A 15,138-nucleotide genomic window follows, 5' to 3' on the forward strand; every position below is an offset into this window, starting at 1 on the left:
GCAGCACCCGCACAGCCATCGGATCGGAGGCGCTCATGCCGGAGCGTGAGAGCACCACCCGCGAGGCCGCACGCGAGCCCGCCCACGAGGCCGTGATAGCCCTGCGCGGCGCCACGGCCACCCTCGGCGCACGCCCCGTGCTGCGCGGGGTGGACCTGACCGTGCGCCGCGGCGAGGTCGTCGCGCTGCTGGGCGCCAACGGTTCCGGCAAGTCCACCGCCGTACGGTCCGTCATCGGGCAGGTCCCGCTGACCGGCGGCAGCGTCGAGCTGTTCGGCACCGCGCTGCGCCGCTTCCGCCGGTGGGGCCGGATCGGCTACGTCCCGCAGCGCACCACGGCCGCGGGCGGCGTGCCCGCCACGATCCGCGAGGTCGTCGCCTCCGGCCGGCTGTCCCGTACGGGGCTGCGCTGGCCCGGGAAGGCGGACCGGGCGGCCGTGGACCGGGCCATCGCGCTGGTGGGCCTCGCCGACCGCGCCAAGGACTCCGTGAGCGCGCTGTCCGGGGGCCAGCACCAGCGGGTCCTGATCGCCCGCGCCCTGGCCTCCGAGCCGGAGCTGCTGATCATGGACGAGCCGATGGCCGGGGTCGACCTGGCCAGCCAGGAGATCCTCGCCTCGACCCTGCGCGAGCAGGTGGCGCTGGGCACCTCCGTGCTGCTGGTGCTGCACGAGCTGGGCCCGCTGGAGCCCCTGATCGACCGGGCCGTCGTCCTGCGCGACGGCTGCGTGACCCACGACGGGCCGCCGCCCGAGGCCCTCGGCCAGCACGCCCTGCCCGGCCACGACCACGTACACCCCCACGCGGCCGCCGAGCCCGTCCGGACGGGACTGCTGACCTGATGCTCCTCGAATTCCTGAACCCTCCCTTCATGCAGCGGGCGCTCATCGCGGCCGTGCTGGTCGGCATCACCGCGCCCGCCATCGGCATCTACCTGGTGCAGCGCCGGCAGGCCCTGATGGGCGACGGCATCGGGCACATCGCGATGACCGGCGTCGGCCTCGGCTTCCTGCTCTCCACCAGCCCGGTCTGGATGGCCACCGCCGTCGCCGTGGCCGGCGCGGTCGTGATGGAGCTGATCCGCTGGTACGGACACACCCGCGGCGACCTCGCCCTCGCGATGCTGTTCTACGGCGGCATGGCGGGCGGCGTCATGCTGATCAACCTGTCCGACACGGGCTCCAACGCCAATCTGACCTCGTACCTCTTCGGCTCGCTGGCCACCGTCTCCGAGTCGGACGTCATCGCGATCTGCGTGCTGGCCGCCTTCGTGGTGCTGGTCACGGTGGGGCTGCGGCGGCAGTTGTTCGCGGTCAGCCAGGACGAGGAGTTCGCCCGGGTGTCCGGGCTGCCGGTGCGGGTGCTGAACCTGCTGATCGCGGTGACCGCCGCCGTGACCGTGACCGTCGCGATGCGGGTCGTCGGCCTGCTGCTGGTCAGCGCGCTGATGGTGGTGCCCGTGGCGGCGGCGCAGCAGATCACCAAGTCCTTCAGGGTCACCTTCGTGCTGGCCGTGGTGATCGGCACGGCCGTGACCCTCACCGGCACCGTGACCTCGTACTACCAGGACGTCCCGCCCGGCGCGACGATCGTGCTGCTGGCCATCGCGGTGTTCGTGGCACTGACCGCGCTGGCCGCTCCGCTCGCGCGACGCCGGGCGCGGGCGAGCGAGGCGAAGGGCGCCGAGTGCACCCTTGGAGTACCGGGGGCCCGCCGGGAGCGGGACGACGTAAGCGTGTGACAGCGGTACGTGTGACCGAGTCGCACCGTACGTGTTCGCCGGCGGTGCCCGGCCGGGCTGGCACAATGGCCCGACACATGTACGGGCGACACGAGGAGGCAGCTGTGGCCACGGCGCCGATCAGTGGCACGAACGCAGCGCCGGTGCGCGGCCGGTCCACCCGGCAGCGGGCGGCGGTGGCGGCGGCGCTCGACGAGGTCGACGAGTTCCGCAGCGCTCAGGAGCTGCACGACGTTCTCAAGCACCGCGGCGACTCCGTGGGCCTGACCACGGTCTACCGGACCCTGCAGTCCCTCGCCGACGCGGGTGAGGTCGACGTCCTGCGGACCACCGAGGGCGAGGCCGTCTACCGGCGGTGTTCGACCGGTGACCATCACCACCACCTGGTCTGCCGGCTCTGCGGCAAGGCGGTGGAGGTCGAGGGCCCGGCCGTCGAGCAGTGGGCCGAGACGATCGCCGCCCAGCACGGCTATGTGAACGTCGCGCACACCGTCGAGGTCTTCGGCACCTGCGCGGAGTGCGCCGCGAGCAAGGCGTAACGAGCGGGACACGAACGAGAAGAGGCGGGTCCGGGACGCTGTCAGCGTCCCGGACCCGCCTCTTTCACGTCACTTTTCGCGTCACTTCTTGGCGGCCTCGGCGGCCTCGGCGGCCTTCGCCGCCTCCACCGCCTCCGCCCCGCCGAAGCGGCGGTCGCGCTGGGCGTACTCCAGGCAGGCCCGCCACAGGTCCCGACGGTCGAAATCCGGCCAGAGAACGTCCTGGAAGACCATCTCGGCGTACGCGCTCTGCCAGATCAGGTAGTTCGAGGTGCGCTGTTCGCCGCTCGGCCGCACGAAGAGGTCCACGTCCGGCATGTCCGGGTAGTACGTGTACTTCGCGAAGGTCTTCTCGTTGACCTTGGAGGGGTCGAGCTTCCCGGCCGCCACGTCCTGGGCGATGCGCTGCGCGGCGTCCGCGATCTCGGCGCGGCCGCCGTAGTTGACGCAGAAGTACAGCGTCATCCTGTCGTTGTCCTTGGTCTGCTCCTGGGCGACCTGGAGCTCCTGGACGACGGACTTCCACAGCTTGGGCATGCGGCCCACCCAGCGGATGCGGATGCCGAGCTCGTCCATCTCGTCGCGGCGGCGGCGGATCACGTCGCGGTTGAAGTTCATCAGGAACTTCACCTCGTCCGGCGAGCGCTTCCAGTTCTCCGTGGAGAAGGCGTAGAGCGAGAGGTTCTTCACGCCCATCTCGATACAGCCCTTGAGAACGTCCATGACGACGCCCTCACCGACCTTGTGGCCCTCGGTGCGCGGCAGACCCCGCTCCTTGGCCCAGCGGCCGTTGCCGTCCATCACGACGGCGACGTGCTGGGGCACCAGCTCGCCGGGGATCTTCGGAGGCGTCGCGCCCGTGGGGTGCGGCTCGGGGGTCTTGTACGTGCGCCGGTTACGGCCGCCGAGGATCCCGCGTACTGCCATGAGCTTCTCAGTCTCCCTGTGTCACTTCTCCACGCGCCGCGCCGTCTGCCCGACGCACCGCGTCACTTCTCCGCGCACCGCGTCACTTCTCCACGTGCCGCGTCACTTCTCGACGTACCGCAGCGAACGCAGTCCGCGCTCCAGATGCCAGTGCAGATAGGCGGACACCAGTCCGCTCCCCTCCCTGACATGACGTGCCTCGCACGCGTCCGCCGTCGCCCAGTCGCCGCTGAGCAGCGCGCTCAGCAGGGCCAGGGCCTGTGCCGAGGGTACGACGCTGCCGGGGACCCGGCAGTCACCGCATATGACGCCCCCCGCCGCGACGGAGAAGAACCGGTTCGGACCGGGCATTCCGCACTTGGCGCAGTCCTCGAAGCTGGGCGCGTACCCGTTGACCGCGAGCGAGCGCAGCAGGAACGCGTCCAGGATCAGGTGCGGGGCGTGCTCGCCCCGGGCGAGGGTGCGCAGGCCGCCGACGAGCAGCAGATACTGCTGGACGGCCGGTTCGCCCTCGTGGTCGGTGAACCGCTCGGCGGTCTCCAGCATCGCGGTGCCCGCCGTGTAGCGCGCGTAGTCGGCGACGATCCCGCCGCCGTAGGGGGCGATCGTCTCGCTCTGGGTGCAGAGCGGCAGCCCGCGGCCGACCAGCTCGCTGCCGCGCGCGAAGAACTGCACGTCGACGTGGGAGAAGGGCTCCAGGCGGGCGCCGAACTTGGATTTGGTGCGGCGCACCCCGCGGGCGACGGCCCGCACCCGGCCGTGGCCGCGGGTCAGGATCGTGATGATCCGGTCGGCCTCGCCCAGTTTCTGCGTACGCAGCACGATGCCGTCGTCCCGGAACAAGCTCATGGGCCCATTGTCGCCCACCTGGGGCCTCCCGTGGCGGGGGCGGCCCGGAGAAGGCCGCTACGAGGGCGTACGGGCGGCCGCGGCCAGCAGGCGGGCGGTGTCGTCGGCGGGGAGCTGGAGGGCGCTGCCGACCGTGGTCAGGACCTGGCGCTCGGCGGCGCAGTAGGGACCGTCGGCCAGCGCGATCCTGGCGCCCTGGAGGAGGACGGACTCGCGGCCGGCGGTGGCCAGGTGCGGGGCGAGCGGGGCCAGCACCTCGTGCAGCTCGATGGCGAGGGTCGGGCCGCAGGCCTCGGCGGCCGGGTCGGAGCCGGAGCCCCGGCCGGTGTCGGCGGCCAGCACCTCGACGACGGTGAACAGCTGCTCCTGGGTGCAGTCGTCGAGCCCGGCGTCGCGCACGGTGGCGACGGCGGCCTCCAGGACGGTGCGGGAGGTGGTGCCCCCGGCGGCGAGGACGGCCAGGGTGACGGTGTGGACGGCCTCGCGGAGCATCGTCGAGAACCGGGTCGTGGTGGGGTGGTCCAGCGCCTCGGGGGCGTAGTGGGTGAGGCAGGCGGCGCACTCGACGACGGGCTCGGTCTCGCCCCGGCGGACCAGCGGGACGCCGAGGACGGTGAGGCGGCGGCGGCCGGTGAGCCGGCGGTAGTTGCGGTCTCCCCCGCAGCCGGGGCAGAAGAAGGCGCCGTCGCCGACGGCGTCCCAGATGGTGCGAACGCCGCAGAGGACCGGCCTCAGAGCGCGTTGTCCTTTGGTTGACCGCACGTCGCACACCTCCGTAACGCTCCGGCAACATTGCCGTGTGTTGGACGTGATGTTAGCCACACGCGCGATGCGGCGTCAGCCTCTGGGACGTCACAACCCCTGGATATGGCCGAACCCCGACCACCCGGTGCGGGCGGTCGGGGTCCGTCAATGCCGTCGTACGGGGTCGAACCGGACGTCCGTACGAAGAGGGGACGCGAAGGCCCGGGAGGGGCCGGTCGGGTCAGCGGGCCGCGCGGTTGACCGCGGAGACGACCGCCTTGAGCGAGGCGCGGGTGGTGTTGGCGTCGATGCCGATGCCCCAGAGGACCTTGCCGTCGATCGCGCACTCGATGTACGAGGCGGCCTGGGCGCTGGCGCCCTCGCTCATCGTGTGCTCGGTGTAGTCCAGCAGCCTGGCGTCGATGCCGATGGCCTGCAGCGCTTCGAAGAACGCGGAGATCGGGCCGTTGCCGGTGCCGCTCAGCACGGTGTCCGCGCCGTCGACGGTGGCCTCGACGGTCAGGGTGTCCCGGCCGTCGGTGTCGGTGGTGGTCTGGCCGGAGCGGAGCTGGACGCGTCCCCACCGAGCCGCGGTGTCGTCGGCGTTCGGCAGGTACTCGTCCTGGAAGGTGGTCCAGATCTGGGCCGGGGTGACCTCGCCGCCCTCGGCGTCGGTCTTGGCCTGAATGATCCGGGAGAACTCGATCTGCATCCGGCGCGGCAGGTCCAGCTTGTGGTCGTTCTTCAGGACGTAGGCGATGCCGCCCTTGCCGGACTGCGAGTTGACCCGGATGACGGCCTCGTAGGAGCGGCCGACGTCCTTCGGGTCGATCGGCAGGTACGGCACGGCCCACTCGATGTCGTCGACGGTCTTCCCCTGGGCCGCCGCGTCCCGCTCCATCGCGTCGAAGCCCTTCTTGATGGCGTCCTGGTGGGAGCCGGAGAAGGCGGTGTAGACCAGATCGCCCGCGTAGGGGTGGCGCGGGTGGATCTCCATCTGGTTGCAGTACTCGCTGGTGCGGCGGATCTCGTCGATCTGCGAGAAGTCGATCTGCGGGTCGACGCCCTGGGAGAAGAGGTTCATGCCCAGGGTGACCAGGTCGACGTTGCCGGTGCGCTCGCCCTGGCCGAACAGGCAGCCCTCGATGCGGTCGGCGCCCGCCATGATGGCCAGCTCGGCGGCGGCGACGGCGGTGCCCCGGTCGTTGTGCGGGTGGACCGACAGGCAGACGTGCTCGCGGCGGGTCAGGTTGCGGGACATCCACTCGAAGCGGTCCGCGTGGGTGGAGGGCGTCGAACGCTCCACGGTGGCGGGCAGGTTGAGGATGATCTCGCGGCCCTCCTCCGGCTGCCAGACGTCGCAGACGGCCTCGCAGACCTCCAGGGCGAAGTCCAGCTCGGTGTCGGTGAAGATCTCCGGGCTGTACTGGTAGCCGAAGACCGTCTCCGGGCCCAGGATCTTCTCGGCGTACTCCATGACCAGCCGGGTGCCGTCCACCGCGATCTGCTTGACCTCGTCGCGCGAGCCGCGGAAGACGACGCGGCGGAAGGTGGGGGCGGTGGCGTTGTACAGGTGGACGGTGGCCCGGCGGGCGCCGACCAGTGACTCCACGGTGCGCTCGATCAGCTCCTCGCGGGCCTGCGTCAGGACGGAGATCGTCACGTCCTCGGGGATCGCGCCCTCTTCGATGATGGAGCGGACGAAGTTGAAGTCGGTCTCGCCGGAGGACGGGAAGCCGACCTCGATCTCCTTGTAGCCCATCGCGACCAGCAGGTCGAACATCTCGCGCTTGCGGGCCGGGGACATCGGGTCGATCAGCGCCTGGTTGCCGTCGCGCAGATCGGTGGACAGCCAGCGGGGCGCGACGGTGATCCGGTTGTCGGGCCAGGTGCGGTCGGCGATGTCGACGGCCTCGTAGCCGCGGTACTTGTGGACCGGCATCCCGGACGGCTTCTGGAGCTGCGTCGCGTTGGTGATCGGGGTGGGGCGGCCGACGGAATCACGGGCGGGATTCACGGTGTTACCGGCAGGATTCACGGTGGTCATGGCGTAGGGCTCCTCGGTCCAGCGGGGGTCGGCCGACTGTGTCGCTGCAGCACCAGACTCCGCGGGGAGGGGGTCGGCCTACGACTACAGGCCCTCGCCGCGGCAGCTAAGGAGAAGCAGCCCGAAACGCATGATGCGACGAGCGTAACCGAGTGTGGCCCGTGGTGTCGGTCCGTATCAGTATGCGGGACCGGGCATCGATGACGGGTAAACGGTGACTCATCACTCCATTTCGTCAATCATCGTCGCAACCAGTGACAGGGCCGTGACGGAGTGCCACAGTCGTTGTATGCACCTTCGAACCGACGGCGATCTCCACCCCGTCTTCTGCACCATCGTTCCGCCCCACGTCCTCGATCACCTGTCCCGGTCCGCCGACGCCCGGCTCGCGGATCCGGCCCGCCGCACGCTGGCCGCCGACGGCCTCCGCCGCGAGGGCCGTCGGACGAAGGCCCTCGCCGCCGTCCCGAGCACCCCCGGCGTACTGGCGGTCCCCACCAAGCCCCACCGCACCCTGTACGACTGCCGGAACGGCACCGCCCTGCCCGGCCGCCAGGTCCGCGACGAGGGCGACAAGCCCACCTCGGACGCCAGCGTCAACCGCGCGTACGCCGGCCTCGGCGCCACCTTCGAGCTGCTGCTCTCGGCGTACGGGCGCAGCTCGATCGACGGCAAGGGGCTGCCGCTCATCGGCTCCGTGCACTACGGCGAGGAGTACAACAACGCGTTCTTCGACGGCGAGCAGATGGTCTTCGGGGACGGCGACGGCGAGATCTTCCTCGACTTCACCGTCGCGGTCGACGTGATCGCCCACGAGCTGGCCCACGGCCTGACGCAGTACACCGCCAACCTGCGCTACGAGGGCCAGTCCGGCGCGCTCAACGAGTCGGTCTCCGATGTCTTCGGCTCGCTGGTGAAGCAGTACTCGCTGGGCCAGAGCGCGGAGCAGGCCGACTGGCTGATCGGGGCCGGGCTGCTGGCGCCCCGGGTCAGCGGGGACGCGCTGCGCTCGATGAAGGCCCCCGGCACGGCGTACGACGACGACGTCCTCGGCAAGGACCCGCAGCCGGGCTCCATGGCGGACTACATCGAGACGGAGGAGGACAACGGCGGGGTCCACCTCAACTCCGGCATCCCCAACCGCGCGTTCCACCTCCTGGCCACCGCGCTGGGCGGCAACTCCTGGGAGCGTGCCGGGCAGATCTGGTTCGACGTGCTGACCGGCGGCGAGCTGACGGCCACCGCGGACTTCGCGGAGTTCGCCCGGCTGACGGTCACGGCGGCGGGCGACCGCTTCGGCGCGGGCGACGAGCGGGAGGCGGTCCTGAAGGCCTGGTCGGAGGTGGGCGTGCCGACCAAGGCGTGACCCGGCCCGCCGAGGAGTCGGGGTTGAGCGTCCGCGCGGCCCCCGATAGACAGGACCCCATGCGTATTCAGGTCAGCCGGACCGGCGGCTTCGCCGGCATCGCCCGCCGCCATGAGGTCGACACCGAGGGCCGGGCGGACGCCCAGGAGTGGCACACGCTCGCCGAGGAGGCGCTCGCCTCCGCGCGGGACAGCCCGACGACGGGCGTACCGGACGGCTTCCGGTACGCGATCACCGTCGGGGACCGCACCGTGTACTGCGCTGACCCCGATCTGACCGGGGCGCAGCGCACGCTGATCTCACGCGTCCTCAAGGAGGGCGCGTGAGATCGGCACCTTCCGCCGGACGTCTCTAGAACCCGAGCTTGCGCAGCTGCTTCGGGTCGCGCTGCCAGTCCTTGGCGACCTTCACGTGCAGGTCCAGGAAGACCGGCGTGCCGAGCAGGGCCTCGATGTGCTTGCGGGACTTGGTGCCGACGTCCTTCAGCCGCTGGCCCTTCGGGCCGATGATGATGCCCTTCTGGCTGGGGCGCTCGATGTAGACGTTGGCGTGGATGTCCAGCAGCGGCTTGTCCGCCGGGCGGTCCGTGCGCGGCAGCATCTCCTCGACGACGACCGCGATGGAGTGCGGCAGCTCGTCGCGTACGCCCTCCAGCGCCGCCTCGCGGATCAGCTCCGCGACCATGACCATCTCCGGCTCGTCGGTGAGGTCGCCCTCCGGGTAGAGCGGCGGGCTCACGGGGAGCAGCGGGGCGATGAGGTCGGCGAGCAGGCCGACCTGCTGGTCCTTGACCGCCGAGACCGGGATGATCTCGGCCCACTCGAAGCCCAGTTCGTCGGCGAGCGCGGAGACGGCGAGGAGCTGTTCGGCCAGCGCCTTCGACTCGACCAGGTCGGTCTTGGTGATGATGGCGATCTTGGGGGTCTTCTTGATCCCCGCGAGCTCCTTGACGATGTACTTGTCGCCGGGGCCGAGCTTCTGGTCGGCGGGCAGGCAGAAGCCGATGACGTCGACCTCGGCCCAGGTGGTCCGCACGACGTCGTTGAGCCGCTCGCCCAGGAGCGTGCGCGGCTTGTGGAGGCCGGGGGTGTCGACCAGGATCAGCTGCGCGTCGTCACGGTGCACGATGCCGCGCACCGTGTGCCGGGTGGTCTGGGGGCGGTTGGAGGTGATCGCCACCTTCTGACCGACGAGAGCGTTCGTGAGGGTGGACTTGCCCGCGTTGGGGCGGCCCACGAAGCAGGCGAAGCCGGCCCGGTGGGGGGAGGTGGTCTCCGCTTGCGCGGCAGCGGATTCTTGGTTCGGTCGAGCGCTCATGGCGACCATTCTCCCCGATCCCGGCGGCACCCGAGCACAGTGGGCCGCGCGAGGGTCCTCACGGGGGCCTCACTCCGTGCGCGTACGGCGTCGGCGGGCCCGTGCCCAGAGGGCCCCTCCGGCGGCGACGAGCACCGTGAGCACTCCGGCCAGGAGCCACGGCACGGCGAGGAACGTGACGGCCGCCGACTCCCGGGTGCCCTTCGCGGTGGCGGTGAGCTCGACCTCGGCCCGGTCCAGCTGCGGCGCCCCGTCCCAGGTCTCGGTCAGCCGGACCTGCTGGCGGGGCAGCAGCTCGGCGGGCGGCTTCGTCAGGCCGCGCCTCAGCAGGGTCCGGCCGAAGAGGCCCTCGGCGCGGAGGGCGACGGCGGGGGCGAGGGTGACGTTCCCCCGGTTGTGCAGGGTGTACGAGATGACGGCGCGGCTCGTGCCGGTGCCCGGGACCAGGGGCCGGTCCTGCTCGATCCGGATGTCCTCGACGGAGAGCGCGGGGACGGTGGGCCCGTTGACCCGCAGGTGGATACGGGCGCCGACGGCCCGGCGGACCCCGACGGCCAGGGCGCCGCGGCGGGTGGCCCCGACGCGTTCGTCCAGGGCGATCAGCGCGCCGGGGTGGTCCCCCGGCTCGGCGTTCTCCGGGACGGTGATGGTCAGGGGCACGGTGACCGAGGCCTTGGGGCCCACGGTGACGGTGTCGCGGTCGGTGCGGGCCCACGCGCCGATGGAGCGCTGCTTCTCCTTCCGGTCGCGGACCGCGAAGCCGCCGTCGCGCGGGGTGTTGTAGGCGTCGGCCGCGTACAGCCGCAGGGTCAGCGGCTTCGCGGTCTTGTTGGTGATGGTGACCCGGTCGGTGAGCGTGCTGCCCGGGGCGGCGAAGAGGAAGAGGGAGGGGCGCGTCCCGGACGGGCCGGTGGCCGGCCGGACGGACCAGCTGCCGTTGTCCGCCGGGTGGGCGGCGGGCGCGCCGAGGAGGAGCAGCAGGGCAGCCGTCGGGAGGAGCACGGAGAGCTTGCGCACGGTACGGGACCCCCAGGTCGCGTCCGGGTGGAGTGGGCCGGCCGGGTGCGCGCCCGGCCCACGGTGGTGAGGCCGAGGGCCTCGGGTGCGGGTCGGCGCCTCAGGTGAGCGTGAGGGTCAGCACGCCCGCGTAGGAACCGGCCCCGGTGAAGGCGGGCACGTCCAGGGAGAGCCCCGCGTCGACGGTGAACTCCCCTCCGGTGGCCGCCCCGTCGGGCGTGGACGCCAGGGTGGCCCCGGCGCTGCCGACCGTTCCGGCGCTGCCCGCCGCGCAGGTGCTCGGGCTGCCGGGCTTCGTGGCGCAGGACGGGGTCCAGTCGAGGGCGTCGGCGCTGATCCGTGCCCCGCCCGGGCCCGTGAAGTCGGTGACCTTTCCGGTGAGGGACCAGCCCGCGGGGCCGCCGCGGAAGTCCTCGACGGTCACCGTGCGCAGATCGCCGGTGGAGGCGCCGCCCCGGCCGAAGTCGACCCCGGACAGCTGGACGCTGTCGCCGGCCTGGGTCATGGACAGGGTGCCCGCCCGGACGGTCGTGGTGAGCTGCTGGCTGCCGTCGGGGATCTCACCGCCCCCGGTGACGGTGTACGCCAGGGGGCCCGCGCCCTTCTCCGCGTCCCAGGCGCCGCCCTCGTAGGCGACGATGCCGGTGGTGTCCGGGTCGCTGACGGCGAGCCGGGCGGTGAAGGCCCCGGACGCGTCGGCGGTGGCCGTGGTGGTGTCACCGGTCTGCGCGCCGCCGTCGCGGCCCGCCACGGTGACGTCCGCGCCCGGGGTGAACTTCGTGCCGGTGACGGTGACCTCGTCGCCCGCCTGCCCGGAGGCGGCCGAGAGCCGGACGGCTCGTTCGTTGACCTGGCCGCCGCCCGTGGCGACGACGGTCTCCGACACGGGGGCGGGCGGGCCCGTCACCGTGCAGGGGGTGTCCAGCTCCATGATGTAGCTGGTGTGGATGTTGTAGTCGCCGGGCGACAGGGTGATCGCGCCGGGTGCGGTGACGGTGAACGTGCCCGTCATGGAGAACGACGGGAAGGCGCCCTTGCCGGGGACCGGGGGGTTCTTCTTCGGCCCCGCGACGGTGACGCCGCCGCTCTGCGCGCCGCCGAGGGTGACCTTCCCGGTCGGCGTCATGATGTCGGCGGGCAGGGCCAGGTCGACCGGGTTGCTGGCGGCGGGCGCGACCACGGTGTAGGTGACGGTGACGGTGTCGCCGACCTGCGGGGTCGTGTCGTCGACGGTGATCTTCGCGGTCGTGGTGCCGTCGATGGGCGGGATGCCCGCGATGGGCGGCGGGATGCAGTGGGTGGGGAAGTCCACCTCGACGGAGGCCGTCGCGGCGGCCTGCGCCGGACCTCCGAGCAGCCCTCCCCCGGTGACGACGAGTGCGGTGATGCCCAGGGCGGCGGCCCAGCGGCGCCGCGGTTCGGTGGATCTTCGCATGGTCGGTCGCATGAATTCGGTGCCCTCCTGCGGAAAGCGGTACGGCGGCTCTTCCGTACCGGCAGGGGGCCATTGATGACCCGGGCGAAAAAGAAGTCAATGCAGACGAAATGCGGCGACTGATGGCCCATCAGATGATGGCATGATCGGCGGGCCGGGCGGCGTTCCCTGTCCGGCCCGCCGCCGCGCGGCATCAGGCGGCTCGCTCGGCCCGCCGTCGCACGCCGGATCGGCCGCCGTCACACGCCCCGCTCAGCCCGCCGTGACGCGGACCCGCAGCGTGCCGTCCGGGCCCGCGAGCAGCACCGGGGTGTCCGGTCCGCCGAGGTCCCGCACCGCGGCCCGGTCGTCGTCCGAGGGCGTCTCGGCGGCGGAGACGACCGCCGCCGCCTCCAGCGAGGTCGCGCCGCTGGCCACCGCCATGGCGACGGCGGTCTGGAGGGCGCTGAGCTTCAGCGAATCCAGCGCCACCGTGCCCGCGACATACGTGCGTCCCGTCTCGTCGCGTACGGCGGCGCCCTCGGGCACCCCGTTGCGGGCACGGGCGCTGCGCGCCAGGGTGACGATCTTGCGGTCCTCGGCGTCGAGCTCCGTGGTGTCGGTCATGGCACGAGCATACGAAGCGGGCGGCGGGCCCGCGCAGGTCACCCCGGCCCCGGGAGTGCCGGGAGCCTCCGGCCGTCCGGAGCCGGTCACCCCGGCACCGGGTAGAACGAGCCGCGCCGCCCCTCGGGCGAGGCGAGCCACTGGAGCCTGGCCTCGCATCCGGTGCCGGGCAGCGGGGTGTGGAGCACGATCGCCAGGTCCGGCCGGGCGGGCACCCGCAGCTGGGTGGCCTCCAGGGACAGGCGGCCGACCACCGGGTGCTCGACCTCCTTGCGGTTCTGTCCCGCCGGGGCGATGTCGCGCCGCTCGTACAGCTCGGCGAAGAGGGGGCTGGCCGCCTTCGCCTCCTCGACGACGGCCCGGAAACCCTCGTCCTCGGGCGCCTCCGAGCAGGCCGCCCGGAACTGCGCCACCACCTGGGGGGCAAGCGCGTCCCAACTCGCCCCGGTGCGGGTGCGGTAGACGGGGTCGGTGAAGAAGGCGACGAGGCAGTTCTGCCGGATGCCCGGGCGCATGCCGAGCACCGAGGCGGCGGCCTCGTTGTACAGAACGGTGTTCCAGTACCGGTCCATGATGTGGGCCGGATAGGGCATCCAGGCGTCGATGAGCCTGGTCAGCCCCTCGCACATGTCGGCGTCGGCCGGATCGACCTCGGGCGGCGGCGGGTTCAGCCCGGCCAGCGCGTACAGATGGCGGCGCTCCGCGCTGCTCAGGCGCAGCACCCGGGCGACGGAGTCCAGCACCTGCGGGGAGACGGTGATGTCGCGGCCCTGCTCCAGCCACTGGTACCAGGAGACGCCCACCCCGGCGAGGACGGCGACCTCCTCGCGGCGCAGCCCCGGGGTGCGGCGGCGGGCGCCGCCCGGCAGTCCGGCCTCGTCCGGGGTGACGCGGGCCCGGCGGCTCCTGAGGAACGCGCGCAGTTCGGCGAGGCGGTGGGCTTTCGTGTCGTCCGTCGCCTGCTGGGCCGCTGTGGCCACGTACTCCCCCTGGTGTCCGTGAATGCGCCTGCCTGGTGGTGCGGGCAACAGGATAAGTTCCCGCTCCCCACGGTTATTCCGGCCGCCGCAGGGTGGGACGCATGGCGATCGAATCCCCTTCCCCCTCTGCCGCTGCTCCCGCTCCCCCGGTCCCTCCGCCGTCCCCCGCGCTCCCCGAGGCCGGTCCGCCCCGGCTCTCCGGCCGGGCCCGGCTGGTCCTCTTCGTGCTGTGCGCCGCCCAGTTCATGGTGGCCCTGGACTTCTCCGTGCTGAACGTGGCGCTGCCGGTGCTCGGCAAGGACCTCGGGCTGAGCACCACGGGCCTCCAGTGGGCCGTCACCGCGTTCGCGCTGCCGTCCGGGGGCTTCCTGCTGCTCTTCGGGAGGATCGCCGATCTGTACGGGCGGCGCCGGCTGTTCCTCATCGGGCTCGCCCTCTTCGGCGCCTCGTCCCTGCTGGCGACCCTGGCCCGGGACCCGGCCTCCTTCCTCGCCGGGCGGGCGCTCCAGGGCCTGGGGGCGGCGGTCATCGTGCCGACCGGGATGTCCCTGCTGACGACCACGTTCCCCGAGGGGCCGCTGCGCGACCGGGCGCTCGGGATCAGCGGAACGCTGATGTCGCTCGGTTTCACGGTGGGCATGGTCGCGGGCGGTGTGCTGACCGAGACGCTGGGCTGGCGCTCCACGATGGGCCTGCTGGCGGTGGCCTCGGTCGTGGTGCTGGTGCCGGCCCCGAGGGTCCTGGCCGAGTCGCGCACGCAGGACCGGCCGCGGCTGGACGTGCCGGGCGCGGTAAGCGTCACCGGCGGTCTGCTGGCGCTGATCTACGCGCTGTCGACGGCGGCGGAGCGCGGCTTCGGCGGCGTGGACGTCCTGGTCACCCTGGTCCTCGGCGTCGCGCTGCTCTCGGCGTTCGTCGTGGTGGAGTCCCGCTCGGCGGCCCCGTTGGTGTCGCTGCCGATGCTGCGGCGGCGGACGGTGGCGTTCGGCAACCTGGGCGGCCTGGTGACCTTCTCGATGATGAGCACCGTCGTCTTCGTCCTGACCCTGTACCTCCAGGAGGTCCTGGACCTCTCGCCCTTCTCCACCGGTCTGGTCTTCGGAGTGCAGGGCGTGCTGTCGGTGGTGGCGGGGATGTACGCGCCGAAGCTGATCGGCCGGATCGGCGCCCGCCGGACCCTGGCGCTGTCGCTGCTCGGGCAGGGGCTGTTCATCGGCGCGCTGCTGGGCCTGGGGTCGGACGCGGGGGTGCTGCTGGCGACGGCCGCGGTGTCGCTGGCCAGCATGTTCCACCTGGGCGCGATCATCTCGTACGGGCTGACCGTGACGTCCGGCGTCCCGAACGAGGAGCAGGGCCTGGCGACCGGTCTGGTGACCACGACCCAGCAGGTCGGCCTCACGGTCGGCATCCCGCTGCTGGGCGTGCTGGCCACGACGCAGGACACCCTGTTCGACGGCGTACGGACGGTGGTCGCGGTCGCGGGGGCCGTCCTGCTGGCGGCGGGCGCGGCGGTGGCGGCGGGACTGCGGCGGAGCTGAGCCGAGCGCGAGGACGGGCCCGCCCCCACGAG

At 72.4% G+C, this 15,138-nt stretch carries 15 protein-coding genes; 6 read left to right on the plus strand and 9 right to left on the minus strand.

Going from position 1 to position 15,138, the window contains the following annotated elements:
- The first annotated feature begins 35 nt into the window (after positions 1-35).
- The 3 genes from OG245_RS10985 to OG245_RS10995 all read left to right on the plus strand — a co-directional run bounded on the left by OG245_RS10985 (position 36) and on the right by OG245_RS10995 (position 2,280).
- Positions 36-842 carry a metal ABC transporter ATP-binding protein gene (locus OG245_RS10985; protein ID WP_371623343.1) on the plus strand — a complete coding sequence of 269 codons (807 nt, stop codon included), beginning with the start codon at positions 36-38 and terminating at the stop codon, positions 840-842.
- Positions 842-1,741 (plus strand): metal ABC transporter permease, encoded by a 900-nt coding sequence (locus tag OG245_RS10990; RefSeq protein ID WP_371623344.1) that lies wholly within the window; start codon positions 842-844, stop codon positions 1,739-1,741. Before OG245_RS10985 ends, OG245_RS10990 begins: the two co-directional genes overlap by 1 nt.
- A 104-nt stretch (positions 1,742-1,845) precedes the next feature.
- On the plus strand, positions 1,846-2,280 hold the full coding sequence (locus OG245_RS10995; RefSeq protein ID WP_371623345.1) for a Fur family transcriptional regulator: 435 nt from the start codon (positions 1,846-1,848) through the stop codon (positions 2,278-2,280).
- An 81-nt stretch (positions 2,281-2,361) separates the two neighbouring features.
- On the opposite strand, the gene OG245_RS11000 is transcribed toward OG245_RS10995, so the two are convergent.
- The 4 genes from OG245_RS11000 to leuA form a co-directional block, all read right to left on the minus strand.
- The gene (locus OG245_RS11000; protein ID WP_073958752.1) at positions 2,362-3,207 is read right to left on the minus strand and encodes an isoprenyl transferase; all 846 of its coding nucleotides are present in this window, start codon (positions 3,205-3,207) and stop codon (positions 2,362-2,364) included.
- A gap of 102 nt (positions 3,208-3,309) precedes the next feature.
- On the minus strand, positions 3,310-4,056 hold the full coding sequence (recO, locus tag OG245_RS11005) for a DNA repair protein RecO (protein ID WP_026237355.1): 747 nt from the start codon (positions 4,054-4,056) through the stop codon (positions 3,310-3,312).
- A 57-nt stretch (positions 4,057-4,113) separates the two neighbouring features.
- On the minus strand, positions 4,114-4,818 hold the full coding sequence (locus OG245_RS11010) for a TerB family tellurite resistance protein (RefSeq protein WP_371623346.1): 705 nt from the start codon (positions 4,816-4,818) through the stop codon (positions 4,114-4,116).
- A gap of 223 nt (positions 4,819-5,041) precedes the next feature.
- The gene (gene leuA, locus OG245_RS11015; RefSeq protein WP_371623347.1) at positions 5,042-6,847 is read right to left on the minus strand and encodes a 2-isopropylmalate synthase; all 1,806 of its coding nucleotides are present in this window, start codon (positions 6,845-6,847) and stop codon (positions 5,042-5,044) included.
- A gap of 289 nt (positions 6,848-7,136) precedes the next feature.
- Between leuA and OG245_RS11020 the strand changes: the two genes are divergently transcribed.
- Both OG245_RS11020 and OG245_RS11025 read left to right on the plus strand, forming a co-directional pair.
- The gene (locus OG245_RS11020) at positions 7,137-8,213 is read left to right on the plus strand and encodes a M4 family metallopeptidase (protein ID WP_371623348.1); all 1,077 of its coding nucleotides are present in this window, start codon (positions 7,137-7,139) and stop codon (positions 8,211-8,213) included.
- A gap of 59 nt (positions 8,214-8,272) precedes the next feature.
- Positions 8,273-8,539 carry a protealysin inhibitor emfourin gene (locus OG245_RS11025; RefSeq protein WP_371623349.1) on the plus strand — a complete coding sequence of 89 codons (267 nt, stop codon included), beginning with the start codon at positions 8,273-8,275 and terminating at the stop codon, positions 8,537-8,539.
- Between the two features lie 25 nt (positions 8,540-8,564).
- Here OG245_RS11025 and era read toward each other — a convergent pair whose 3' ends face one another.
- The 5 genes from era to OG245_RS11050 all read right to left on the minus strand — a co-directional run bounded on the left by era (position 8,565) and on the right by OG245_RS11050 (position 13,568).
- Positions 8,565-9,539: a GTPase Era gene (gene era / locus OG245_RS11030; protein WP_176739489.1), complete on the minus strand. Its 975-nt coding sequence runs from the start codon at positions 9,537-9,539 to the stop codon at positions 8,565-8,567.
- 60 nt (positions 9,540-9,599) lie between these two features.
- On the minus strand, positions 9,600-10,547 hold the full coding sequence (locus OG245_RS11035; protein WP_371623350.1) for a WxL protein peptidoglycan domain-containing protein: 948 nt from the start codon (positions 10,545-10,547) through the stop codon (positions 9,600-9,602).
- Between the two features lie 100 nt (positions 10,548-10,647).
- A complete protein-coding gene (locus OG245_RS11040; protein ID WP_371623351.1) occupies positions 10,648-11,994 on the minus strand; it encodes a beta-xylosidase in 1,347 nt (448 codons plus the stop codon).
- A gap of 240 nt (positions 11,995-12,234) precedes the next feature.
- Positions 12,235-12,588 (minus strand): cytidine deaminase, encoded by a 354-nt coding sequence (locus OG245_RS11045; protein WP_361322160.1) that lies wholly within the window; start codon positions 12,586-12,588, stop codon positions 12,235-12,237.
- Between the two features lie 86 nt (positions 12,589-12,674).
- Positions 12,675-13,568, minus strand: a complete 894-nt coding sequence (locus tag OG245_RS11050) for a helix-turn-helix transcriptional regulator (RefSeq protein ID WP_371623352.1) — start codon at positions 13,566-13,568, stop codon at positions 12,675-12,677.
- Positions 13,569-13,669: 101 nt separating this feature from the next.
- Here OG245_RS11050 and OG245_RS11055 point away from each other — a divergent pair, with 101 nt between their 5' ends.
- Positions 13,670-15,106, plus strand: coding sequence for an MFS transporter (locus tag OG245_RS11055; RefSeq protein WP_371623353.1), 1,437 nt, complete (start codon positions 13,670-13,672; stop codon positions 15,104-15,106).
- The last annotated feature ends 32 nt before the right edge of the window (positions 15,107-15,138 follow it).

Origin of the sequence: Streptomyces sp. NBC_01116 (assembly GCF_041435495.1) — a bacterium.
Taxonomy (GTDB): Bacteria; Actinomycetota; Actinomycetes; order Streptomycetales; family Streptomycetaceae; genus Streptomyces.

Bases quoted from the DNA above. Each gene is read 5' to 3' on its own strand.
- OG245_RS10985 (WP_371623343.1), top strand. From the start codon at position 36: ATGCCGGAGCGTGAGAGCACCACCCGCGAGGCCGCACGCGAGCCCGCC.
- OG245_RS10990 (WP_371623344.1), top strand. From the start codon at position 842: ATGCTCCTCGAATTCCTGAACCCTCCCTTCATGCAGCGGGCGCTCATC.
- OG245_RS11000 (WP_073958752.1), bottom strand. From the start codon at position 3,207: ATGGCAGTACGCGGGATCCTCGGCGGCCGTAACCGGCGCACGTACAAG.
- recO (WP_026237355.1), bottom strand. From the start codon at position 4,056: ATGAGCTTGTTCCGGGACGACGGCATCGTGCTGCGTACGCAGAAACTG.
- leuA (WP_371623347.1), bottom strand. From the start codon at position 6,847: ATGACCACCGTGAATCCTGCCGGTAACACCGTGAATCCCGCCCGTGAT.
- OG245_RS11020 (WP_371623348.1), top strand. From the start codon at position 7,137: ATGCACCTTCGAACCGACGGCGATCTCCACCCCGTCTTCTGCACCATC.
- OG245_RS11025 (WP_371623349.1), top strand. From the start codon at position 8,273: ATGCGTATTCAGGTCAGCCGGACCGGCGGCTTCGCCGGCATCGCCCGC.
- era (WP_176739489.1), bottom strand. From the start codon at position 9,539: ATGGTCGCCATGAGCGCTCGACCGAACCAAGAATCCGCTGCCGCGCAA.
- OG245_RS11040 (WP_371623351.1), bottom strand. From the start codon at position 11,994: ATGCGACCGACCATGCGAAGATCCACCGAACCGCGGCGCCGCTGGGCC.
- OG245_RS11045 (WP_361322160.1), bottom strand. From the start codon at position 12,588: ATGACCGACACCACGGAGCTCGACGCCGAGGACCGCAAGATCGTCACC.
- OG245_RS11055 (WP_371623353.1), top strand. From the start codon at position 13,670: ATGGCGATCGAATCCCCTTCCCCCTCTGCCGCTGCTCCCGCTCCCCCG.